The organism is Pseudomonas sp. PS02303 (genome assembly GCF_029959925.1).
Classification (GTDB): domain Bacteria; phylum Pseudomonadota; class Gammaproteobacteria; order Pseudomonadales; family Pseudomonadaceae; genus Aquipseudomonas; species Aquipseudomonas mandelii.
Window position 1 is genome coordinate 94,213 of sequence record NZ_JASCOM010000002.1, and the last position, 22,400, is coordinate 116,612.

Annotated in this window: 16 protein-coding genes, 1 tRNA gene and 3 pseudogenes; 14 read left to right on the forward strand and 6 right to left on the reverse strand. The window is 57.9% G+C overall.

Annotation, left to right across the window (positions count from 1 at the left end; genetic code table 11):
* Nucleotides 1-61: 61 nt before the first annotated feature.
* The gene (locus QMX98_RS01285; RefSeq protein ID WP_282410113.1) at nucleotides 62-1,501 is read right to left on the reverse strand and encodes an HD domain-containing phosphohydrolase; all 1,440 of its coding nucleotides are present in this window, start codon (nucleotides 1,499-1,501) and stop codon (nucleotides 62-64) included.
* An 88-nt stretch (nucleotides 1,502-1,589) separates the two neighbouring features.
* Between QMX98_RS01285 and QMX98_RS01290 the strand changes: the two genes are divergently transcribed.
* Together QMX98_RS01290 and QMX98_RS01295 are read left to right on the forward strand one after the other, a co-directional pair.
* The gene (locus QMX98_RS01290) at nucleotides 1,590-2,363 is read left to right on the forward strand and encodes an alpha/beta hydrolase (protein ID WP_010460794.1); all 774 of its coding nucleotides are present in this window, start codon (nucleotides 1,590-1,592) and stop codon (nucleotides 2,361-2,363) included.
* Between the two features lie 63 nt (nucleotides 2,364-2,426).
* Complete coding sequence (locus QMX98_RS01295) at nucleotides 2,427-4,004, forward strand: GMC family oxidoreductase N-terminal domain-containing protein (RefSeq protein WP_282410114.1); 1,578 nt, start codon at nucleotides 2,427-2,429, stop codon at nucleotides 4,002-4,004.
* Nucleotides 4,005-4,111: 107 nt separating this feature from the next.
* Here QMX98_RS01295 and QMX98_RS01300 read toward each other — a convergent pair whose 3' ends face one another.
* The gene (locus tag QMX98_RS01300) at nucleotides 4,112-5,287 is read right to left on the reverse strand and encodes a DNA-binding transcriptional regulator (protein ID WP_282410115.1); all 1,176 of its coding nucleotides are present in this window, start codon (nucleotides 5,285-5,287) and stop codon (nucleotides 4,112-4,114) included.
* 179 nt (nucleotides 5,288-5,466) lie between these two features.
* On the opposite strand from QMX98_RS01300, the gene xylA reads away from it, so the two are divergent.
* From xylA to QMX98_RS01355, 11 genes and pseudogenes are all read left to right on the forward strand, one after another.
* On the forward strand, nucleotides 5,467-6,783 hold the full coding sequence (xylA, locus tag QMX98_RS01305; RefSeq protein ID WP_154504885.1) for a xylose isomerase: 1,317 nt from the start codon (nucleotides 5,467-5,469) through the stop codon (nucleotides 6,781-6,783).
* A gap of 147 nt (nucleotides 6,784-6,930) precedes the next feature.
* Nucleotides 6,931-7,933 (forward strand): annotated as a pseudogene (gene xylF, locus QMX98_RS01310) (D-xylose ABC transporter substrate-binding protein).
* Nucleotides 7,934-8,032: 99 nt separating this feature from the next.
* Entirely contained in the window at nucleotides 8,033-9,589 is a 1,557-nt protein-coding gene (gene xylG, locus QMX98_RS01315; protein WP_282410116.1) for a D-xylose ABC transporter ATP-binding protein, read from the forward strand.
* On the forward strand, nucleotides 9,589-10,725 hold the full coding sequence (locus QMX98_RS01320; RefSeq protein WP_282410117.1) for a sugar ABC transporter permease: 1,137 nt from the start codon (nucleotides 9,589-9,591) through the stop codon (nucleotides 10,723-10,725). Before xylG ends, QMX98_RS01320 begins: the two co-directional genes overlap by 1 nt.
* Nucleotides 10,726-10,935: 210 nt before the next feature.
* Nucleotides 10,936-11,097 (forward strand): annotated as a pseudogene (locus QMX98_RS01325) (aldehyde dehydrogenase (NADP(+))); the annotation flags it as partial.
* Nucleotides 11,098-11,426: 329 nt separating this feature from the next.
* A pseudogene (locus QMX98_RS01330) lies at nucleotides 11,427-11,890 on the forward strand (DUF393 domain-containing protein).
* A gap of 145 nt (nucleotides 11,891-12,035) precedes the next feature.
* Nucleotides 12,036-12,596, forward strand: coding sequence for a GTP cyclohydrolase I FolE (gene folE / locus QMX98_RS01335; protein WP_010460809.1), 561 nt, complete (start codon nucleotides 12,036-12,038; stop codon nucleotides 12,594-12,596).
* 35 nt (nucleotides 12,597-12,631) lie between these two features.
* Nucleotides 12,632-13,342, forward strand: a complete 711-nt coding sequence (locus tag QMX98_RS01340; RefSeq protein WP_154504893.1) for an SDR family NAD(P)-dependent oxidoreductase — start codon at nucleotides 12,632-12,634, stop codon at nucleotides 13,340-13,342.
* 14 nt (nucleotides 13,343-13,356) lie between these two features.
* Nucleotides 13,357-13,662: a DUF6482 family protein gene (locus QMX98_RS01345; RefSeq protein ID WP_010460813.1), complete on the forward strand. Its 306-nt coding sequence runs from the start codon at nucleotides 13,357-13,359 to the stop codon at nucleotides 13,660-13,662.
* A 25-nt stretch (nucleotides 13,663-13,687) separates the two neighbouring features.
* A complete protein-coding gene (locus tag QMX98_RS01350; protein ID WP_282410118.1) occupies nucleotides 13,688-15,226 on the forward strand; it encodes a cryptochrome/photolyase family protein in 1,539 nt (512 codons plus the stop codon).
* A gap of 575 nt (nucleotides 15,227-15,801) precedes the next feature.
* Entirely contained in the window at nucleotides 15,802-16,770 is a 969-nt protein-coding gene (locus QMX98_RS01355; RefSeq protein WP_282410119.1) for a DMT family transporter, read from the forward strand.
* Nucleotides 16,771-17,249: 479 nt separating this feature from the next.
* Here the strand turns inward: QMX98_RS01355 and QMX98_RS01360 are convergent, their stop codons facing one another.
* Nucleotides 17,250-19,139 carry a sigma-54-dependent Fis family transcriptional regulator gene (locus QMX98_RS01360; protein ID WP_154504901.1) on the reverse strand — a complete coding sequence of 630 codons (1,890 nt, stop codon included), beginning with the start codon at nucleotides 19,137-19,139 and terminating at the stop codon, nucleotides 17,250-17,252.
* Between the two features lie 243 nt (nucleotides 19,140-19,382).
* Here QMX98_RS01360 and QMX98_RS01365 point away from each other — a divergent pair, with 243 nt between their 5' ends.
* Complete coding sequence (locus tag QMX98_RS01365) at nucleotides 19,383-21,206, forward strand: NAD(P)/FAD-dependent oxidoreductase (RefSeq protein WP_282410120.1); 1,824 nt, start codon at nucleotides 19,383-19,385, stop codon at nucleotides 21,204-21,206.
* A 30-nt stretch (nucleotides 21,207-21,236) separates the two neighbouring features.
* On the opposite strand, the gene QMX98_RS01370 is transcribed toward QMX98_RS01365, so the two are convergent.
* The 3 genes from QMX98_RS01370 to pgsA all read right to left on the reverse strand — a co-directional run bounded on the left by QMX98_RS01370 (nucleotide 21,237) and on the right by pgsA (nucleotide 22,396).
* Nucleotides 21,237-21,467: a hypothetical protein gene (locus tag QMX98_RS01370; protein WP_282410121.1), complete on the reverse strand. Its 231-nt coding sequence runs from the start codon at nucleotides 21,465-21,467 to the stop codon at nucleotides 21,237-21,239.
* Between the two features lie 229 nt (nucleotides 21,468-21,696).
* A tRNA-Gly gene (locus tag QMX98_RS01375) sits at nucleotides 21,697-21,772 on the reverse strand.
* Nucleotides 21,773-21,835: 63 nt separating this feature from the next.
* Nucleotides 21,836-22,396: a CDP-diacylglycerol--glycerol-3-phosphate 3-phosphatidyltransferase gene (gene pgsA / locus QMX98_RS01380; protein WP_010460829.1), complete on the reverse strand. Its 561-nt coding sequence runs from the start codon at nucleotides 22,394-22,396 to the stop codon at nucleotides 21,836-21,838.
* Nucleotides 22,397-22,400 lie beyond the last annotated feature (4 nt).

Genomic DNA, 22,400 nt, shown 5'->3' on the forward strand with positions numbered 1-22,400 from the left:
ACGTCGCCCATCGATTGTACAAACGAGCCTCACTCGCCGATTAACCTGGCGCTACTCGGCATCAGGCGATCAAACCCAGCGTCAATCCTTTCAGGGTCGCGGCGGCTCGGGTCGAGCATTCCAATTTGCGAAATATGCTTTCCATGTGGGTGCGAACCGTGCTCGGACTGATGTCCAGCAGTCGCGCCACCTGCTTGTTACTAGCGCCGCGGCTGATTTCCAGGAGCACGTCACACTCGCGTGCGGTGAGTAACGAGCCCTTCGGCTGATGAGTCCGACGCTCGCCACGGGCAGCGGCGATAACCGCGTCACAAACATCCTTGTCGAACAAGCCACCGGCGGCATCCTGTGCGAGCAGACTGGCCGCCTCCGATTCGCCATAGGCCGTCCTCCATGGCCGGGCTTCCCTTAGTGCGACCCAGGCCACGGAGGTGGCGAACAGTCGGTGCTCGGCACACAGTGCATCACCCATCACGCCTCGAAAATAACCACTGCCATTCAGCCGCTCGTAAGCATGGGCTGCAATCTCCGCAGACACGGCCAGCTCACTGATAGGCCTCAGCGCCTGCTGCGTCCAGTAGGGGACGAGGTGCACCCGCTCCACGGCGCTATAAGAAAGCGCCCCGGCGGTATTCCAGAGCTGGTTGGAAACGGCTGCCCGGCCGAGACCGTAAACGAGCGCTGCCTTGCCGATCGCAGTCAGGGAAGGTTCACCTAGCCCCCACAAACGTGCAGCCTCCATCGCAACATGCGCCACCCGCCGCGAATGCCCCGCCAGCCAAGGTAGCTTCAAGTCAATCACGTCCCCCACCAATGTCAGCGAGACCGAACGTTCGGCCTGCGCGTCGGCCGGGTGTTGCGAGAGGCCTTCCAGGTCTGCCAGACACTCCCTGGCGTTATCCATGAGCAACGACGCGAGGGAGGCGGGATAACGCCGATCCGACTGGTCGCGAATCCAGCGCAGCGCCGCGTCCAGGCCATGTGCTCGACTGAGAATATCCAGATCACCTGCAAGCACCACCTGATAGGCGACCTCCGGAATGTGTTCATGGGTCAAGCCCAGCGGTCGGCCAGTCCCATCGTAGGTTTCGAATACGCCGCACAAGCCGGCCTCGACAGCGGCACCCAGTTCGAGGGTTCTCGCGACTTCGCCAGAGACCTCGCAGTGCACCACGGCAAGCGGAATCGCCTGATGCACCGCGTTCATTTTCTCTTTGCTCAGGGTCAGATCGAGCATCGCACGGCGGCCATCGACGTCATCACCCAGCAGATTTGCAAACCCTTCGGCGTTGGCGGTGCAACCTGACCAGCGCAGCAAGGCGACCTGCTCCGCTACCCTCTGATGCTCGCCCTCGCCGTGTGCGGCCTGCGCCAACCTCCGCGCCAGTGCGGCAACGCGTCGGGAATGCCCAAGAGGCTGTCCCATGCTGAGGTCCCCGACCTGGCCGATCGCCCGCAACGCTCCGCTCAATGAGATGTCCAGGTGCAACGCGCTATCCATGAAAAAATGCCTTGGGTCGGATAAATGACCGATGCCCACGAAGCAGGCCAGTCAGCAGAATTTGAGCTCCCACACAGGAGCTGATGCAATGAAAACATTCAGATCGAAAGCCGTCACCGTCGCCTTTGCCCTTGCAAGCACATTGGTCGCGGGTGTCAGTCAGGCCAAAGATACAACGCCTTCGGTGGTCATCGTACACGGCGCATTCGCCGACGGCTCCGATTGGGCCAAGGTCGTGCCGCTTCTTCAGGCCAAAGGGGTTGCAGTTTCGGTCGTGCAAAACCCGCTCACCTCGCTTGCCGATGACGTCGCCGCGACGCAAAGAACCTTGAACAATCAGCCGGGCCCGGTCGTTCTGGTCGGTCACTCCTGGGGCGGCACCGTGATTACTCAGGCCGGCAGCGACGAAAAAGTCCGCGCCCTGGTGTACGTCGCCGCCTTTGCGCCTGATGCCGGTCAAACAAGCGGCGAGCAAGGAAAAGGCGCGCCCACGCCTCCGGGCATCAGCCAGATCAAGGCTGACGGCAATGGTTTCCTCTACTTGACGCCAGAAGGCATGGCAAAGGACTTCGCCCAGGACCTCCCTGCGACGCAGACCGCCGTGATGACCGCGACTCAAGGCCCCATCAAAGCCTCCGCGTTCGAGGATAAAACGACCGTTTCGGCCTGGAAGACCAAACCGTCGTGGTATCTGCTCGCCACCGAGGACCGGATGATCCATCCCGATGTCCAGCGCTCTGCCGCCAAGCGTATCGGCGCCACCCTGGCGGAGCTGCGCACCAGCCATGTTCCGCAGCAGTCGCAGCCAGCCGAAGTGGCCAAGGTGATTCTCGAGGCAGTGAAAAAAGTCGGCGAGCAGTGATTGCTGCGTGCGGCGCCACTGATAACCCAGAACTCAACCGCTGCATCGATACGGAACGGACGCATGAATCATCTGAGTGAGCGCAACTACGACTTCATCGTGTGTGGCGCAGGCACGGCGGGCTGCGTGGTTGCTGCCCGCCTTGCCCAACAGTCCAACGCACGCGTGTTATTGATTGAAGCAGGCAACGAATACAACGGCCCAGAGGTTGTAGAACCCGCGCAGTGGCCGCTGAACCTCGGTTCGGAGCGCGACTGGGCATTCGAAGGACAAGCCAATCCCCACCTCAACGGTCGTCGTCTTTCCTTGAACATGGGCAAGGGGCTCGGGGGTGGATCCAGCATCAACGTGATGGTCTGGGCACGCGGGCATCGATCGGACTGGGATCACTTCGCTGCCGAGTCCGGCGACGCTGCCTGGGGATACGATTCGGTACTGGACTACTACCGGAGAATCGAGAACTGGCACGGCAGCCCGGATGCCGCACGGCGGGGTTCTGGTGGTCCCGTGCATGTCGAGCAGCCGGCTACGCCTCAGCCCCTCGCCAAGGCAATACTGGAAGCGGCCAGCCGTCTCGGTATTCCCCGATATGACAGTCCCAACGGAGCGATGATGGAAGGCCCGGGCGGGGCCGCGATCACCGATCTGCGCATCAATCAGGGCAGGCGCGAGTCCGTTTACGATTCCTATATCCGGCCACTGCTGAACCAACCGAATCTTACGGTTCTCACCGGCGCATTGGTGGCCCGTGTCCTTCTTGACGGCTCACGGGCGGTCGGTGTCGAAGTGATCATCGAAGGTCAACGCCACTGCTTCTATGCCGAAGCCGAAGTCGTCTTGTCCCTGGGCGCGGTGAATACGCCCAAGGTGCTCATGCAGTCAGGAATCGGCCCGGAGCGCGAACTGCGCACCCATGGCATCGTTCCGATCAGTCACCTTCCCGGCGTGGGTCAGAATCTTCAGGACCATATTGCCTTTGCCTGTACCTGGGAATACTTGCGACCCCAAGCTGTGGGCGGCGGTGGTTGTGAAACCACTGTGTACTGGAAAAGCGACAGTCGCCTGGACGCCCCAGACCTGCTGCACTGTCAGCTTGAATTTGCGGTGCCCTCCCCGGTTGAAGTGGGTATCCCGCCGCCGCAACAGGGTTGGACGACGTTCGCAGGGCTGGCCAGGCCTCTCAGTCGAGGACGCTTGCGCCTATCGGGCGCCGGGCCATTGGATGCACCGCTGATTGAGCCGAACTCGCTGAGCGCACCCGAGGACATTGCGTCGGCGTTTGCGTCGATCGACCTCTGCCGGGCAATCGGAAACAGCGAAGCCTTCAATGGGTTGGTAAAGCGCGAGGTGGTCCCCGGGCCAAAAGATCACCGCGCCATGGAGCAGTTCATCCGCAATTCTGCAGTGTCCTACTGGCACCAGTCCTGCACCGCGAAAATGGGCCGAGATGCGATGTCGGTGGTCGACCATCAACTCCGCGTGTATGGCATCGAGAAATTGCGGATCGCCGATGCCTCGATCATGCCGCGCATCACCGTCGGCAACACCATGGCTCCTTGCGTCGTCATTGGCGAGCGAGCAGCCGATCTCATCCTCGCGGCGCATGGAGTGATCGCTCCGGTCACCGCGCCACTCGGATAAGGCAATGAGAACACTGACAGCGGGCGGCGGTATCGCCGACCTTGCAAAGAAAGGGAGGCAATTGACTGTCGCAACCCACAGCAATTGACCAAACACGCCTCGCGTCGCTATCTGGCGCCCTGCTGGTATTCACGGGGCGTGCACCCCAACTCGCGGCGAAAAACGGTGTGCAGGTACTGCGCCGATTTGAAGCCGCAACTGCGCGCGATGTCGGCGATGGCTGAATCGGTGTTCTCCAGCCCGTTGGTGGCGGCTGCCAATTTGAAACCCAGGATCTCGTCGTGGACGCTGCAGCCTCGCACATCGCGAAAGTGCGATTCCAGCGATGAGCGAGACACCCCCACGTAGGCCGCCACTTGCGCGGACTTGATGCCCTGGCAGGCATATTGGCGAATGAACAGCAGGGCTTGCATGACATATGGGTTGCCCAAGGGTTGGTGCAAACTCGAGACCTGCACGTTGATCGCATCCGGGGGTATCAGGATGTGCATGCCAGTGGAGGGCATGCCGTGCAGCATCTGGTGCAGCAATCGCGCAGCGGTGCGCCCCATGGTTTCGGTGCCCTGGATGACCGAACTCAGGGGGACCCGGGTCAAGCAGCGGGTCAACGGGTCGTTGTCGATGCCAATCAGTGCCACCTGCTCCGGGACGGCGATTCCGGCGGTCAGGCAGGCTTGCAGCAACTGCCGGGCGCGGGCGTCACTGACGGCGATGATACCAATGGGTTTGGGCAGGCTCTGTAGCCAGTCGATCTGCTGCTCGACGGCGCTGTCCCAGAGTGGCGCGCTGGTGCCCATGCCCCGATAGACCTCAGCGTGCAGACCATCGCGTTGCATCAATCGTCGAAAGGATTTTTCCCGTTCCTGCGCCCAACGGTTGGCCTGCGCTTCCGGCAGGCTGAAGCAGGCAAAACGTGTCAGCCCTGCCTCGATCAAGTGCTTGTAGGCAAGGGTAATCAAGGCGTCGTTATCGGTGGCCACATACGGGATACCTTTCGGATAGGCGCGCTCATCCTCGTAAGAACCGCCCACCGCCACCACGGGTAACTCGATGCCGGCCAACGCCTCACCGATCAGCGGATCGTCGAAGTCGGCAATGATCCCATCCCCCTGCCATCGTTCGATGCCTTTCAGGCGACAGAGAAAATCCTCCTCCAGAAAAAGGTCCCAAGAGGCACGGGTGCTGCTCAGGTAATTGCCGATGCCGCTGATGATGCCGCGGTCATAGATCTTGCTGCCGTTGAACAGCAGCGCGATGCGGTGCACGGGAGGTACGATTTTCATTGTTTTTATTATGGTCTGGAGGCAAGCCGTCCTGGACGGCGATTGGCACAGACTAGGCGCCCGGTCGACGAATCTCAATACTCAAAATCGCACCCTGTGTTGATGATTTTCGTAATCAGCGGTAACGGGGCCGTTGCTAGTATCGGGACACCGCCAAGAACAACAAGGACATTTGCCTGATGCCGTACTTCCCCAACGTCGACCAGATTCGCTACGAAGGCCCTGACAGCAACTCGCCTCTCGCCTTCCGGCACTACGACGCCGACAAAGTCATCCTCGGCAAACCCATGCGTGAACACCTGCGCATGGCTGCCTGTTATTGGCACACCTTCGTCTGGCCAGGGTCCGATGTGTTCGGTGCAGCAACCTTCAAGCGCCCGTGGCAACACACCGGCGACCCGATGGAGGTGGCCATTGACAAGGCGGCCGCCGCGTTCGAGTTTTTCTCCAAACTGGGTATCGACTATTACTGCTTCCACGACACGGATGTCGCCCCGGAGGGCAATTCGCTGAAGGAGTACCGCAACCACTTCGCGCAAATGGTTGATCACCTGGAGCGACATCAGGAAGACAGCGCAATCAAGCTGCTGTGGGGAACCGCCAACTGTTTCAGCAACCCACGCTTTGCCGCCGGTGCCGCCAGCAATCCGGACCCCGAAGTGTTTGCCTGCGCCGCCGCCCAGGTGTTCAGCGCCATGAACGCCACCCAACGCCTGAAAGGCTCCAATTACGTGTTGTGGGGCGGTCGCGAAGGTTACGAAACCTTGCTCAATACCGATCTGAAACGTGAACGCGAACAACTGGGCCGCTTCATGCGCATGGTGGTCGAGCACAAGCACAAGATCGGCTTCAAAGGCGACCTGCTGATCGAGCCCAAGCCGCAGGAACCGACCAAGCACCAATACGATTACGACAGCGCGACCGTTTTCGGCTTTCTCCAGCAGTTCGGTCTGGAAAAGGAAATCAAAGTCAACATCGAGGCCAACCACGCAACCCTGGCAGGCCATAGCTTTCATCACGAGATTGCGACGGCCGTCTCGCTGGGGATTTTCGGCAGCATCGACGCCAACCGCGGTGATCCGCAAAACGGTTGGGACACCGACCAGTTCCCCAACAGCGTCGAAGAAATGACCCTGGTGACCTATGAAATTCTCAAGGCCGGCGGGTTCATGAATGGCGGATTCAACTTCGACTCCAAGGTCCGCCGCCAGAGCCTCGATGAGATTGATCTGTTCCATGGCCATATCGGTGCAATGGACGTTCTTGCCCTGTCTCTGGAACGGGCAGCCGCCATGGTTCAGAACGACCGACTGCAGCAACTCAAGGATCAACGCTACTCCGGCTGGCAGCAGCCGTTCGGGCAGGCGGTGCTGACGGGTGACTTCAACCTCCAGTCACTGGCCGAACATGCATTCGCTAACGAGCTGAACCCGCAAGCCGTCAGCGGCAGGCAGGAGATGCTCGAGAACGTCGTCAACCGGTTCATCTATCGCTGATCGCCAGCGAAGTCAGTCGGCAACGGGGCTGTGACATTTACGCGACAAATCTGTGTCCGCAACGCCTGCCGACTCTCTACAGTCCTACCAGCCCGATACTCATCATCAGGCAGTGTCTTTCCAACAACAATAAAAGGACGCACCACCATGAAGAACGTAAAACGCACGCTATTGGCCGGCGCCTTGGCTCTGCTGTCGTTGCCGGTGATGGCCGATGCCGCCCACCCGAAAATCGGTTTCTCCATTGATGACCTGCGGCTGGAGCGCTGGTCACGGGACCGCGATTACTTTGTCGCAGCAGCGGATAAAATGGACGCCAAGGTCTTCGTACAATCGGCCGATGGCAACGAGCAAAAGCAGATCTCGCAAATCGAAAACCTCATTTCCCGCGGCGTCGATGTGATCGTCATCGTGCCGTTCAATGCCACCGTCCTGACCAACGCCGTCGCCGAAGCGAAGAAGGCCGGAATCAAGGTTGTGTCCTATGACCGTCTGATTCTCAACGCCGATATCGATGCGTACATTTCATTCGACAACGAAAAGGTCGGCGAAATGCAGGCCAGCGGCGTGCTGCACGCAGCGCCCAAGGGCAATTACTTTCTGCTGGGTGGCGCGCCCACCGACAACAACGCAAAAGTTCTGCGCGAAGGGCAGATGAAAGTGCTGCAACCGGCCATCGACAAGGGGGGACATCAAGATTGTTGGCCAACAATGGGTGAAGGAATGGAGCCCGACCGAAGCGCTGAGCATTGTTGAAAACGCCTTGACCCGCAACGACAACAAAATCGATGGCATCGTTGCCTCCAACGACGCCACGGCAGGCGGCGCCATACAGGCATTGGCGTCTCAGCAACTGGCTGGCAAGGTGCCGATTTCTGGGCAAGACGCGGACCTTGCAGCGGTCAAGCGAGTGATCGATGGCACTCAAACCATGACCGTGTATAAGCCGCTGAAACTCATCGCCTCCGAAGCCGCCAAACTCTCGGTACAACTGGCGCGTAACGAGAAACCCGCCTATAGCTCGCAGTACGACAATGGCAGCAAAAAAGTGGACACCATCCTGCTCACGCCAACCCCGTTGACCAAGGACAACATTGACCTGCTGGAGCAGGACGGGTTCTACACCAAGGCACAGATTGCCGGGAAATGAACAGCAGAGCGTAACGTCTCAACGGCCCGCTGCGGGAGCCCGGCCAGCCCCTGGTTCCTGCAGTGTCAGCCACATACCTCACGCTCATGAGTCTCTGCCATGCCCGATTATCTGCTGCAAATGAACGGTATCGTCAAAACCTTCGGCGGTGTCAAAGCGCTCAATGGCATCGACATCAAAGTCAGGCCGGGTGAGTGCGTTGGACTGTGCGGCGAGAACGGCGCCGGCAAGTCCACGCTGATGAAAATCCTTTCGGCGGTCTACCCCCATGGCACTTGGGGCGGCGAAATTCTCTGGGATGGTCAACCGCTCAAGGCCCAATCCATCAGCGAAACCGAAGCCGCCGGTATCGTCATCATTCACCAGGAACTGACGCTGGTTCCCGACCTGTCGGTGGCCGAGAACATTTTCATGGGCCATGAACTGACGCTGCCCGGTGGACGCATGAATTACCCGGCGATGATCCACCGTGCCGAAGCCTTGATGCGTGAACTGAAAGTGCCGGACATGAACGTGTCGCTACCGGTTTCGCAGTACGGCGGCGGCTATCAGCAACTGGTGGAAATTGCCAAGGCACTGAACAAGCAAGCGCGCCTGCTGATCCTCGACGAGCCTTCATCGGCCCTGACCCGCTCAGAAATCGAAGTGTTGCTGGACATCATCCGCGACCTCAAGGCCAAGGGTGTTGCCTGCGTCTACATCTCCCACAAGCTCGACGAAGTGGCCGCCGTGTGCGACACCATTTCAGTGATCCGTGACGGCAAGCACATCGCCACGACCGCCATGGCGGACATGGACATTGCGCAGATCATCACCCAGATGGTCGGACGGGAAATGAGCAACCTCTACCCTACCGAGCCGCACGACATCGGCGACGTGATTTTCGAGGCCCGTCACATCACCTGCTACGACGTCGATAGCCCCAAACGGAAACGGGTCGACGATATTTCGTTCGTTCTCAAACGTGGGGAAATCCTCGGAATTGCCGGCCTGGTCGGCGCCGGCCGTACAGAACTGGTGACCGCGTTGTTTGGCGCCTACCCAGGCCGCCATGAAGGCGAGGTCTGGCTGGACGGCCAACCCATCGACACCCGCACGCCGCTCAAGTCAATCCGTGCCGGTCTGTGCCTGGTGCCCGAGGACCGCAAGCGTCAAGGCATCATTCCAGACCTGGGCGTCGGCCAGAACATCACCCTGGCCGTGCTGGACGGTTACTCGAAACTGACCCGCATTGATGCTGAAGCCGAGCTGGGTTGCATCGATCGGGAAATATCGCGCTTGCACCTCAATACCGCGAGCCCGTTCCTGCCGATTACCAGTCTTTCCGGCGGCAATCAGCAAAAAGCCGTGTTGGCGAAGATGCTGCTGACCAAACCCCGGGTTCTGATCCTCGATGAGCCCACCCGGGGTGTGGATGTCGGCGCCAAGTACGAAATCTACAAGTTGATGGGAGCGCTGGCGGCCGAAGGCGTGTCGATCATCATGGTTTCCTCGGAGCTGGCCGAGGTGCTAGGTGTGTCCGACCGAGTATTGGTCATCGGCGAGGGGCAGTTGCGTGGCGACTTCATCAACCGTGAACTCACCCAGGAACAGGTACTCGCCGCCGCACTCAGTCAATCTGGTGGCTATAACAATAATGATCGGATACCCGCGTAATGAATCAGGTCAAACAACTTTTTACCCGCTACAAAATGCTCGCTCTGCTGGTTGCCGTGGCAATGATATGGATGTTCTTCAGCTGGCAGACCGAGGGCGGATTTCTAACACCGCGCAACCTGTCCAATCTGCTGCGGCAGATGTCCATCACCGGGATTCTTGCCTGCGGCATGGTGCTGGTCATCATCAGTGGCGAGATCGATTTGTCGGTCGGCTCATTGCTGGGCTTGCTCGGTGGGGTGGCGGCCATCCTCGACGTGATCTACCACATACCGCTGCTGGCGAATCTCAGCCTTGTCGCCCTGTGCGGACTGCTGATCGGTCTTGCCAACGGCTACATGGCTGCGTACCTGCGCATCCCGTCTTTCATCGTGGGGCTGGGGGGCATGCTGGCTTTTCGCGGCATTTTACTGGGGATTACCGGCGGCACGACCATCGCACCGGTGTCGCCGGAGTTTGTCTACATTGGCCAGGGTTATTTGCCACACACGATGGGCATGGCCCTGGGCGTTCTGCTGTTCGCATTGACGCTGTTCCTGACCTGGAAACAACGGCGCAATCGCGCGCTCCATGGTCTGGCGCCACATTCACTGGCGCGTGACGTTTTTCGAGTGCTGTTGATCGGTGCAGTGCTGGCCGGATTCGTCCAAACGCTCAACAGCTATGACGGCATCCCCGTGCCGGTTCTGCTTCTGCTGATTCTGCTGGGTGTGTTCACCTACGTGACCAGTCAGACCGTCTTCGGTCGACGCGTCTATTCCGTGGGCAGCAACATGGAAGCAACGCGCCTGTCCGGTATCAATGTGCAAGCCGTGAAGCTCTGGATTTTCGGCATCATGGGCGTAATGTGTGCGCTCGCCGGCGTGGTGAACACCGCGCGCCTGGCCGCCGGCTCGCCCTCGGCCGGCAGCATGGGCGAACTAGACGCCATCGCTGCGTGCTTTATCGGTGGCACCTCCATGCGCGGGGGCTCCGGTACGGTCTACGGTGCCCTCCTCGGCGCGCTGGTCATTACTAGCCTGGACAACGGCATGTCCATGCTTGACGTCGACAGTTACTGGCAGATGATCGTCAAAGGCAGCATTTTGGTGTTGGCCGTATGGATAGACGTGAGCACCCGGACCGGACGACGCTGATCCGCTGCGGGATGAAATCATTCACGACCGCATTGGACATAAGCCCTTTCTCTCAGGCCGAAGCCTCCCTCTTTCAATGCCGAACATAACCGCCCAAGCAATATAGGGTCGTTGATCTTGTCGAGGGAGGTTCAGCTGGCAAGCACTGAGTATTCAAGATTAGGACAGAGGCAGACGCCATTTGCGGTGGATCCGTCTGGAATTGGTCAAATTCACCATCGAGCAGGCCATCATCAAGAAGGCAGCCAGGCTCATCCACAGCTATTCGAAGCCGACGCTGAGCTACTGATCAACAATGACGAGTTACTTCAGCACGAGGTGTTTGGCCCGGTGGTCGTCGTCGTTGCGGTTAATGACCGGCACCAACTGCAGCAAACCCTGATTTTCGGGGGGATTCACCAAGGCGATTCATGAAGCCCGGCGGATTTACGGTATCGCACATTACACGTAGCACATGAGCGCCAGGCTCCTGAGCGCGGTTTCAATGCTGTCCGTCTAGCCTGGCAATTGCGACTTGACCTGATGTGCAAATTCCGGACTCCCATTGACGAACCTGCTCAAAATGCTCGGGGAAAAGTGCAGCCTTCGAATGAACACCAGCCGCTCTTCCAGTTTGAGCGTAACAGCCAAATGAATCGTGCCCATTGTCAGTCCTTTTCTTTCAGCATATCTTGTACAAAACCTATACAAGGTCGCTAGAAATGTACAATAAAAAGGATTGGCCACTGACGCTGTACTTCGACGGTCAATGTCCACTGTGTGCGCGTGAAATCAAAATCCTGAATCGACACGCCACAGAGAGTCGACTGCTTTTTATTGACATCAGCAGCGGTGCGTTCGACGCCAAGGCACTCGGGTTCACTTTCGAGCAAATGCAGTCCTCGCTGCACGCCCGTTTCGCCGATGGCCGCTGGGTAACCGGTCTGGACGCCACCTTGTGGAGCTGGCGAGCCGCAGGCCTGGGGTTTTGGGCTGCGCCATTGACATGGCGTGCATCCGACCGCTGCTTGCTTTAGGTTATCGCTTCTTCTGCCGCTTACGCCCCCATTTGGCATGGCTTCCTCACCCTGATGGCCGCCGTCGCTGTGTGGATGACCGTTGCAGGGTGCCGGAGTCAAAACCCGCACCAGACGAGCGGCCCACGTTGAAAACAAAGCAGCCCTAGAACGCTTCGCTTTGACATTGGCCCGACGAAGAACCTGGGTCATAGCTGATCGTGTGCACAACGTGTTTTCTGGTGCGCAGCAGGCACTTTCCTACTGCCAAGGATTGCCGCCACATGAAGCGCAGCATGGCTGCGAGGAGTCTAAATGAACCCATCAATAGCCAAACATTACCGTGAAATTCTCGTCGCTGTAGGCGAGAACCCTGAGCGTGAAGGACTGCTGGACACGCCCAAGCGCGCAGCCAAAGCGATGCAATACCTTTGCAATGGTTACACGATGAGTCTGGAAGACGTGACCAACGGTGCCCTGTTCGAATCGCAAAACGATGAAATGGTTATCGTGCGCGATATCGAGCTGTATTCGTTGTGTGAGCATCACCTGCTGCCCTTCATCGGCAAGGCTCATGTCGCGTACATCCCCACAGGAAGGGTACTGGGTCTATCAAAGGTCGCCCGAGTCGTCGATATGTTCGCCCGCCGCTTACAGATCCAGGAAAACCTCACAAAACAAATTGCTGATGCCATCCATCACATCACCGATGCGGCCGGCGTGGCCGTGGTCATTGAGGCAAAGCACATGTGCATGATGATGCGGGGCGTGGAAAAGCAAAACTCGGTGATGACGACCTCAGTGATGCTGGGGGCCTTTCGCGAGTCATCCGCTACGCGTCTCGAGTTCCTGCAACTGATTGGGCGACGCAGTTAAGGCCCAAAATCTGCACAAGGTGTGGGAGAGGCAAAATGAACAGTTCCTTTGAGATGAACTCACTCGGCTATGGCTATCGCGCCTTGGTGATAGGCGCCAGTGGAGCGCTCGGCACGGCGTTTTGTGAGTTGCTCAACGAAGATCCACGATGCTCGTTTGTTCGTGAGCTGGGGCGCAATAGTGCTCCAGGATTGGATCTGGAAAAGCCCGACAGCATCGCCAGCGCAGCCGCCGAATTAGCCGAAGAAGCCCCGTATCAGTTGATTTTGCATGCTGCCGGTCTGCTTCATCGCGAAGACATCAAACCTGAAAAAAGTTACACCTCTATTGAAGCGGATGCGCTTCAGGCGATATTCCAAGTCAACACACTCGGGCCTGCACTGATTTTGCGTCACTTCTTGCCCTTGCTTGACGCTCGCGGCGCAATGGCCGTGCTCTCCGCCAAGGTCGGCAGTATTGGCGATAACCGTCTGGGCGGCTGGTATGCCTATCGCGCCTCCAAGGCAGCGTTGAACATGTTGATTAAAACGGCTGCGATTGAACTAGCCCGAACACGCCCTCAGACGCGCTTGCTGAGTCTTCATCCAGGCACGGTCATTTCGGGCCTGTCCCAGCCCTTTAAAGGCGCTTCTGCCGCCAGGCCTGCAAGCCTCGCTGCCCGCGAATTGTTATCACTGATTGACCGCTTGGCGCCTGCCGACAGCGGCGATTTCTTTGCTTATAACGGAGAACGCCTACCGTGGTAGGCAGGGAGTGAACCTTGAATCTGCAAGCGTTGACCGAACGGGCCGCCAATGGCGAAGTACGAGAGTTGGAGCTGCTGTCTCTGGAAGGCGGTTTTTATCTGGCGCGAGTCGGGCTGGATCACGGCCAGTTCACGTTGCTGGACGATACAGCGAAGCCTATGCACCTTCGCTCCATCAATCACCTGCGTGAGTTGTTGCAGTTTGTCCCGCCATTCCCCTGCGTGCTTGTGCAGCAGTGCGTTCATGACGAGATGTGCGGCTCACGTGAAGGGCGCATTGAGCCGTTACGCATTCCTTTCTCGCTGACTGCGCCTTGGTGAGTCACCTTCCGTTGGACTCCGTCGAATGAATAAGACTCACCGACTATGCCTGGTTTTGGGCGACCAGTTGTCTTTTGACCTGGCCTCATTGAAGGGGCTGGACAGCGAGCGTGATACGGTTTTACTGGTCGAAGTGATGGAGGAAGCCAGTCATGTGCCCCATCACCCGCAAAAAATCGCACTGATCTTCAGTGCCATGCGCCATTTTGCTGAGGCATTGCAGCAGCGTGGCATTCGCGTGCAATACGTCACGCTCGATGATCCGCAAAATAGCGGCTCGGTGCCGGGCGAGTTACGGCGCTGGCAGTCGCTGCTGCAGCCGGATGAGTTGCACCTGACAGAATGCGGTGACTGGCGCCTTGAGCAGTCGCTCAAAGATTGCGGCTTGGCGATTCAGTGGCATACCGATACCCGTTTTTACTGCACCCGATTCGAATTTGCATCCTGGGCCGAAGGCAAAAAGCAGCTGCGCATGGAGTTCTTCTACCGCGAGATGCGACGCAAGAGTGGCTTGTTGCTCAACGGCGATGGCAGCCCGGTCGGCGGCGCCTGGAACTTTGATGCCGAAAATCGCAAGGCACTGCCAAAAGGCGTTAGAGCCCCCTCACCCCTCCGTTTTTCGGCCGATGCCATCACTCAGGACGTGCTGGCGCTGGTTGCAAAAAACTTTTCCAGCCACTACGGCGCCCTCGACACCTTTGACTACCCGGTGACTCACGCCGATGCCCAAGCGCTGTGGGACTACTTCCTCGACTGGGGTCTGGCAGCCTTCGGCGACTACCAGGATGCGATGGCCAGTGATGAACCCTTCCTGTTCCACGCGCGGATCAGCGCCGCGCTGAATATTGGCCTGTTGGATCTGCGTCAATTGTGCAGCGACGTCGAGGCTGCTTACTGGGCGCACAGCATTCCATTAAACGCTGCCGAAGGCTTTATCCGTCAACTCATTGGCTGGCGTGAATATGTACGGGGCGTCTACTGGCTGAAAATGCCCGACTACGCCGGCGGCAATCTGTTTGGCAACAGCAGGCCGCTTCCAGAGTTCTATTGGACAGGCGACACCAAGATGAACTGCATGGGCCAGGCGATCGGCCAAAGTTTGAAACATGCCTATGCCCACCATATCCAACGGTTGATGGTCACCGGCAACTTTGCGTTGCTGGCGGGCATCGCACCGAGCCAGATTTGCGACTGGTACCTGGCGATCTACATGGACGCATTCGACTGGGTCGAGCTACCCAATACATTGGGCATGGTCATGCATGCCGATGGTGGTTACCTGGGCTCCAAGCCTTACTGCGCCAGTGGCCAATATATAAAGCGTATGTCCGACTACTGCCGTAACTGCGCGTACAAAGTCAGTGAAAGCACGACGGACGACGCCTGCCCTTTCAATTCGCTTTACTGGCATTTTCTGATGCGTCACGGCGACCTTTTGCGCAGCAATCAGCGCATGGGCATGGTCTATAAAAACCTCGATCGTATGACTGAATCCAAGCAGCAAGCACTCTGGGATCGTGGCCAGAAGCTGCTCGCCAAACTGGATGCCGGGGAGTCGTTTTGAAGAAGAGTGAACTACCGATCAAAACCTGTGCGGTCTGCGGATTGCTCTGCCCTACTAGAAAGATCTTCCAGTCCTAAAAACTTTCGTGCTGCTACGCCGATCTCTTCGACGGAGGATTCGCGATGCCAAATTCAGATCTGCTCCCTTCCCTGCTACTCAAGATCTATCAGAACCAGCTTGCCTTTGAGGCCGCCATCATGGAACTCACGCTTTGCGTCGAGCAGCGTGGATCGGTTCAAGGTAAGCAACGGACAAGCAAGTCCTCAAGCGAATAGCTAGTTTAAAGATGTATGGCAATTGGAGAGGGCCTGAAAGGCTCTCGTCTGGCCGAACATTTTTATCGCCATAACCAGCAAAAATATGGTCGGAATAGGCCTGCGCACCCTAGTCATACGATCTCCAATCATTAACCAAAGAAGCAAAAATCACCCCTCCAACGCAATACCAGAGCCTGCAACGCTCGAAACCCTCTTGCCCGGCCTACTCGAATACGATACAAACCAACCCAGTTGTACGACAACATCATAAAAATGCCCCCGCCACCTGAGTCGGCCTATCACTCTTCGAGACCTGCCATGCCCCGCCCTACGTATGCCCAAACCATACCGCCGCCCTTCCCCCGCCATCTCGCCGTGATCATACTTTTGTGCATGGGCTGCGCGTTCGCCGGTAACCATGTGGCGGCACGGGTCGCTTTTGATGATGGCGCGGGTGTGTTGTTGGCGATTTTGATGCGTTCTGGCGGGACCTTGCTGGTGCTCGCCATCCTGGTGTTGTGGCAAAAACAAAGTCTGCGTCCGCCGCCGGGTACCTGGCACTGGCAGTTGCTGTTGGGCCTTCTGATTACCGTGCAGAGCCTGTGTCTGTACTCCGCTGTAGCACGGATCCCAGTGGCGCTGGCGCTGCTGGTGGCCAACGTGTTTCCTATCTTGCTGGCGTTGCTCACCTGGGTAGTGGGTGGCCCGAGACCGACTGCACGCACCGCTACGTTGATGGGTTTGATTCTGGTTGGGCTGGTGTTTGTGTTGGATGTCCCCGGGCGTGTGTCGACCACGACCAACGTCAGCCAAGAATGGCTGCTGGGCGTCGTGTTCGCGTTCTGCGCCGCCAGCGTATTCGCATGCGCGCTGTGGATTACTGACCACAAGTTGTCTCAGGTACGTGGTTCGGTGCGCAGTCTGTTGACCATTTTTATCGTATTCGGCAGCGTCAATCTTGCGGGGTTGGCTGGCGCCCTTCCAGGCGGACTAAATCTGCCCGCGACGTCAACCGGATGGTTGGCCCTTGCCACCTTGGTGGTGCTGTACGGCACGGGTTTTATCGTACTGTTTATTTTGGTGCCTCGGCTGGACATGCCACGCAATGCGCCGGTGATGAACATCGAGCCGCTGGCGACGTTGCTGATGGGCTGGATTGTGCTGGATCAGATGCTCAGTGCGGGGCAGGTTCTGGGTGGGGCGATTGTGGTCACCTGTATCGTTTTGCTGACGTATCGCACATCAGCTATCAAGGCTGACGCCAAAGCGCCACGGGCACAGTGCTAATACCAGGGATACTGCTTGGGGTTAAACAACGTAACCGCCGTCCTGCCCGAGAACTTAGGTAGTCATCCATTGTGACTTCATTGAACGAGCGCCCTTTGGAAGATCGGAGGTGTGGAATGAACCCAGTAACACCTGACGGTCGTTACTTTGTTGTCAAAGGGCAGCTGTGGCGATGTTCTAATCCATCGCTTAAGGAGGATGTGCGGCAGAGTCTCGTAGATGAGCTCATGGCAGCTCGACGTGAGGTGAAGAAAGCTAAGGCTTGGTCCGGGTTGTAGCCCGCCTCCAGCCAGACCTCCTGTGATTGCTTGTTGCGCTTCACTACACGTTCACTTGCCCCTGCCAAGTGCTGCCAGAACCTACGGCAGTCCGCACTGCCCTGGTAGTCAGGAAAATAGACGTCTGGGGCTTATGTACTCAAACCGACATCACTTGGCCGGTATCCTTCAAGACGTCAGTCAGACACAGCGGCTCGGCATTCAACCGGGGCGCGAAATACCATGCTGGCGCAGTTTGCGGTAGAGCGTATTACGGCTGATCCCCAGGCGGGCGGCGACATGAGCGATGTGCCAATGTTCCGCCTCAATCAACGTTAGCAGTGTCTGCCGTTCGGACACTCCAAGTGGGTTTTCGGCTAACACGGCTGGAACGGCCGGTAGCAACTCCGCCAAGTCCTCCAGAGTGACACGTCCCTCCATCGACAACGCTATCAGTGTGCGCAGACACGTACGCAGCTGCCGGACATTACCCGGCCAAGGATGCGTCAGCAAACGCTCTCTAACTCCGGCCTCGAGCCGAATCCTTGCATCTTTTGTCTCTTCGCGCAGTAGAAGGTCGAGCAAACGACCCTTGTCTGAACGCTCACGTAACGGTGGGAGCTGCACGGAGAAACCGGCAATGCGATAAAACAAGTCTTCGCGAAAACGCCCTTCGACCACACAGGTGTTCAGATCCTGGTGGCTGGCACTGATAAGGCGAATATCGAGAGGACGTGCCGTCGCGCCGCCTAGGGGCACCACCTGACGTTCCTCCAGCACCCGCAGCAGGCGAGTCTGCAACGCCAGGGGCATATCGGCGATCTCATCGAGAAATAGAATGCCGCCATGGGCTTGCTCCAGCTTACCGATCATTCCGTCCTTGCGTGCGCCAGTAAAGCTGCCGCCGTGATAGCCGAACAGCTCGCTCTCGATCAGCGTTTCTGGAATGGCCGCGCAATTGATCGCTACAAACGGCTGGCTAACCCTGGAGCTGGCGCGATGCAGCGCAGCAGAAAAAGCTTCTTTGCCTGTACCGGTTTCACCTTGTAAAAACACGGGTACGTCACGCTCCAAAACACGCAATGCGCGAGCAAAGCCGCGTTGCAAGCGCGGATCTTCGAGACACACTTGCCCGTCGTCAATTTTGGGGATTGCAGGAGTGCCGGAAGGCACTCGGCGTAAGGGTTCTCGCAACTGTCCGTAGAGCTGGCGTCCGTCCAGCAGCCGCATTGGCCAGCAGACACTTGGCTGCGAGCTGGCCTGACTCATCACCTGATCGAGAGGTGTCTCCAACAGCATCGTCAGAGATTGCCCAACCACCTGCTCACGGCTGAGGCCCAGCAGCTCGAGCGCCGCATGATTGACTGAACAGATACAAGCGCTCTCGTCGAAACTGAGCAACCCCTCCCCCAACAGTCCGACGTAGCCGGACTCCGGGTGGAAGCGCAGCAAGTATCGCTGCGGATCATGCCCCAGGAAATAACAGCTCTCGATCAAATGGGCTGTCAGGTTGGTCAATGCCATTGCTTTGAAGTGCTGCTGAAGACCTTGTTCTTCTCGCACAGAAGAGAGGTTAAGAACGGCGAGCAACTCTCCGCTCGCATCAAATATCGGGCTGGCCGAACAGGTTAAGCCGGCATGCTTGCCACGGAAATGTTGATCACGACGGATAGTGACATGCTGTCGCTCGACCAGGCAGGTGCCGACACCGTTGGTTCCCTCACAATCCTCGCTCCATACCGAACCGAGCCACAGTCCGGAACGCTGCAATTCGGCTCGTTCGGAGTCATTGAACACGCTGTCGATCGCCACACCGCGAGCGTCGGTGAGTAGCACCACGTGGCCATCACGTCCGAGCTGTTGGTGCAAGTTGCTCATCTGCCAGTGAGCCACAGCGATGATGTGTTCCAGTGGCGCGCGGTGATCCTGCAAGCGTGGATGCTCAACCACGTTAGGTGCGCGGCGACTGGCAGGATCGAGCTGATATTGATCCAGGCACCGGCGCCAGGATCGTGTGATGGCCAAGTCAGCAATAGGGCCATGGGTGGCGTGAGTACCCTGCACGGCTTGCAGCACTTGTTGTGCATGGGCGTTGATCAAGGCCGGCTTCATTATTCTTGTTCTCCGTTACGGTTAGGACACGGGTCTGTTCGCAGCTTATATGAAAAGATCGCAACCAGCGCTTTTTGCACCGAGTGACACTCTGTCATCCACCATTTTCAGAATCGTGACAGATCTGCGAATCCAAGCCTGAGCAACACCGCAGCAGCCGCTCTGCAATGGGGCTTTCGCGAAGGTGGCCCGAGCCTTGCTCAGGGGCAAGTTGTACAAAAACAACAAGATCGGAGAAGTCCCATGAACATCGCTGTTGAAACACCTCTGCACACGCCAACTGCTCAACTCGCGGCTTGGGTCGAAAACCTCGGCGAGCGTCTCGCCCAACGTGATGTGGACGGCGTACTGGAACTGTTTGCCGAAGAGTGTCACTGGCGTGACCTGCTACTTTTCAGCTGGAACCTGGTGACCCTCGAAGGCAAGCCTGCCATCCGAGACATGCTCGAAGCACGCCTCGACCAGACTCGTCCTGAGCGATGGAAACTGGAAGGTGAAGCGACGCTGAATGACGGTGTGCTCGAAGGTTGGATCAGCCTGGAAACCGAAGCGGCGCGAGGTAAAGGCTACGTTCGCCTAAAAGACGGTGTGTGCTGGACGCTGTTGACAGCCATGCGCGAGCTCAAAGGCTTTGAAGAACCCAGTGGCCGCCGTCGTCCAATGGGTGCAAGTCATGGTCACACCCACGCCGACAAACGCAACTGGTTAGAGCGTCGCCAAGATGAAGAAGCTTCGCTAGGCATTACCACCCAACCTTACTGCCTGATCGTTGGTGGCGGCCAAGGTGGGCTGGGGCTCGCTGCGCGGCTCAAGCGAATGGGCGTGCCAACTCTGATCGTCGACAAAGCCGAGCGTCCTGGAGATCAGTGGCGCGGTCGCTACAAGTCGCTGTGCCTGCACGACCCTGTCTGGTACGACCATATGCCTTACCTGCCCTTCCCCGATCACTGGCCAGTCTTCACCCCAAAAGACCAGATTGGAGACTGGCTGGAAATGTACACCAAAGTCATGGAGCTCAATTATTGGCCGCGTACCGAATGCGTGAGTGCCAACTTTGACGAGCAAAGTGGCACCTGGAAGGTTGAAGTTCAGCGCGACGGCGAGCGTGTGACTTTACAGCCCACCCAGTTGATCCTCGCCACTGGCATGTCTGGCGTACCCAATGTTCCCACTTATCCGGGTGCCGAGGCTTTCAATGGCCAGCAGCATCATTCCAGCCGCCACCCCGGCGGGGACGCCTGGCGCGGCAAGCGCGCGGTAGTAATCGGTGCGAACAATTCGGCTCACGATATATGCGCCGACCTTGTGGAGAACGGTGCTGAGGTGACCATGGTGCAACGCTCCAGTACTCACATCGTGCGCTCTGACAGCTTAATGGATCTCGTCTTCGGCGGGCTCTACTCCGAAGATGCCTTGGAGTCGGGTTTGACCACCGACAAGGCCGACATGCTGTTCGCCTCGATCCCCTACAAAGTGATGCCAAGCTTCCATCAACCCATCTTTGAGGCGATCAAGGAGCGTGACAAGGACTTCTACGAGGGCTTGACCAAGGCCGGCTTCATGCTCGATTTCGGTGATGACGAATCTGGCCTTTTCATGAAGTACGTCCGCCGTGGTTCTGGTTACTACATCGACGTCGGCGCCTGTGAACTCATCGCTAACGGCACGATCAAGCTCAAAAGCGCGCCAGGCCTGGGTGTCGAACGCATCGAAGCAGATGCCGTCGTCCTCAACGATGGCAGCCGCCTACCTGCAGATCTGATCGTCTACGCCACGGGCTATGGCTCAATGAATGGGTGGGCGGCGAAGCTGATTTCCCAGGAAGTCGCTGACAAGGTCGGCCGTTGCTGGGGACTGGGGTCTGGAACCACGAATGATCCTGGTCCTTATGAGGGCGAATTGCGCAACATGTGGAAGCCCACACAGCAGGAAAACCTCTGGTTCCACGGTGGCAACCTACACCAGTCACGGCATTATTCGCTGTATCTGGCGTTGCAGTTAAAGGCGCGCTTCGAAGGCATCGACACATCCATCTACGGCCTTGCAAAGAGTCATCACACTGGCTGAGTCAGAAGGCGCCCAACCGAGGTTGGGCGCTCAATCGGCACGGAAACGCTGGCTGAGCGATCCTTGAAAATGCTCCAGCAGAAAATCCACGAACACTCGTGTTTTGGCCGGCAAAGCTTTTCGGGACGAGAAGTACACCGAAACGACACCTAGATCCACATACCAATCCGGTAACAAACAGTACAACCCACCCATATCCTTGAGGGTATAGTTTTTTCCGTAGAGTTTGGCGTTACGAACGGCGGTATCAGTCAAAGGCATGAATACATCTCCTCGTCTCGTTCGATTGAGGAGAGATGTACGGGTCCGGCGATGCGTCATCTATCTGGAAACGGCTATCAGCAAAGCCCGGATTTCAATGTACTTATTGATGTACTTAAAATTCGTGGCTGCAGGTAGATTTCGGTAGAATTCGCCGGAACGAAAAAAGAGGCCGAAGCCTCTATTTTCTAGATTTGCAGAGCTCAATGGAGCTCTGCAAAACAACATCTGGAGCGGGAAACGAGACTCGAACTCGCGACCCCGACCTTGGCAAGGTCGTGCTCTACCAACTGAGCTATTCCCGCGTCTTGGTGTGGCGCATTCTATAGAATCCAGAAGCCCCGTCAACCCTTTGATTCAAAAAAGTTTTATTTCTTTTCCACGTCGGTCTTCAGATGCGGCCAGGCAGCCCGCAGGTATTGGACCATGGACCACAATGTCAGGCCGGCAGATACCAGCAGCAAGGCATAACCGATCAAGACCCAGAAGGTAAAGTCCGATGGATTGGCCAGCAGGATCACCAGCGCCAGCATTTGCGCGGCGGTTTTCCATTTGCCCAGGTTCGACACGGCAACGTGAGCCCGTGCACCGAGTTCGGCCATCCACTCGCGAAGTGCCGAGACGACAATTTCGCGACCGATGATGACGGCCGCCGGCAGCGTGAGCCACAGGTTGCCGTGTTCTTGCACCAGCAACACCAGCGCAACGGCCACCATCAGCTTGTCAGCCACGGGGTCAAGGAACGCCCCGAATGGTGTGCTTTGCTCCAGACGACGGGCCAGATAACCGTCCAGCCAGTCTGTGGCGGCGGCAAATGCGAAGACCGAAGCGGAGGCCATGTAGCTCCATTGGTACGGCAGGTAGAACAGTAAAATGAAGATCGGGATGAGCAGGACGCGTAGAACGGTAATCAGATTAGGGATATTCATCGGC

Coding starts and splice junctions, on each gene's coding strand:
- xylA (WP_154504885.1), top strand. CDS start 5,467: ATGCCGTACTTCCCCAACGTCGACCAGATTCGCTACGAAGGCCCTGAC.
- QMX98_RS01355 (WP_282410119.1), top strand. CDS start 15,802: ATGCCCCGCCCTACGTATGCCCAAACCATACCGCCGCCCTTCCCCCGC.
- pgsA (WP_010460829.1), bottom strand. CDS start 22,396: ATGAATATCCCTAATCTGATTACCGTTCTACGCGTCCTGCTCATCCCG.
- QMX98_RS01350 (WP_282410118.1), top strand. CDS start 13,688: ATGAATAAGACTCACCGACTATGCCTGGTTTTGGGCGACCAGTTGTCT.
- QMX98_RS01285 (WP_282410113.1), bottom strand. CDS start 1,501: ATGGATAGCGCGTTGCACCTGGACATCTCATTGAGCGGAGCGTTGCGG.
- folE (WP_010460809.1), top strand. CDS start 12,036: ATGAACCCATCAATAGCCAAACATTACCGTGAAATTCTCGTCGCTGTA.
- QMX98_RS01300 (WP_282410115.1), bottom strand. CDS start 5,287: ATGAAAATCGTACCTCCCGTGCACCGCATCGCGCTGCTGTTCAACGGC.
- QMX98_RS01340 (WP_154504893.1), top strand. CDS start 12,632: ATGAACAGTTCCTTTGAGATGAACTCACTCGGCTATGGCTATCGCGCC.
- QMX98_RS01290 (WP_010460794.1), top strand. CDS start 1,590: ATGAAAACATTCAGATCGAAAGCCGTCACCGTCGCCTTTGCCCTTGCA.
- QMX98_RS01360 (WP_154504901.1), bottom strand. CDS start 19,139: ATGAAGCCGGCCTTGATCAACGCCCATGCACAACAAGTGCTGCAAGCC.
- QMX98_RS01365 (WP_282410120.1), top strand. CDS start 19,383: ATGAACATCGCTGTTGAAACACCTCTGCACACGCCAACTGCTCAACTC.
- QMX98_RS01320 (WP_282410117.1), top strand. CDS start 9,589: ATGAATCAGGTCAAACAACTTTTTACCCGCTACAAAATGCTCGCTCTG.
- QMX98_RS01370 (WP_282410121.1), bottom strand. CDS start 21,467: ATGCCTTTGACTGATACCGCCGTTCGTAACGCCAAACTCTACGGAAAA.
- xylG (WP_282410116.1), top strand. CDS start 8,033: ATGCCCGATTATCTGCTGCAAATGAACGGTATCGTCAAAACCTTCGGC.
- QMX98_RS01295 (WP_282410114.1), top strand. CDS start 2,427: ATGAATCATCTGAGTGAGCGCAACTACGACTTCATCGTGTGTGGCGCA.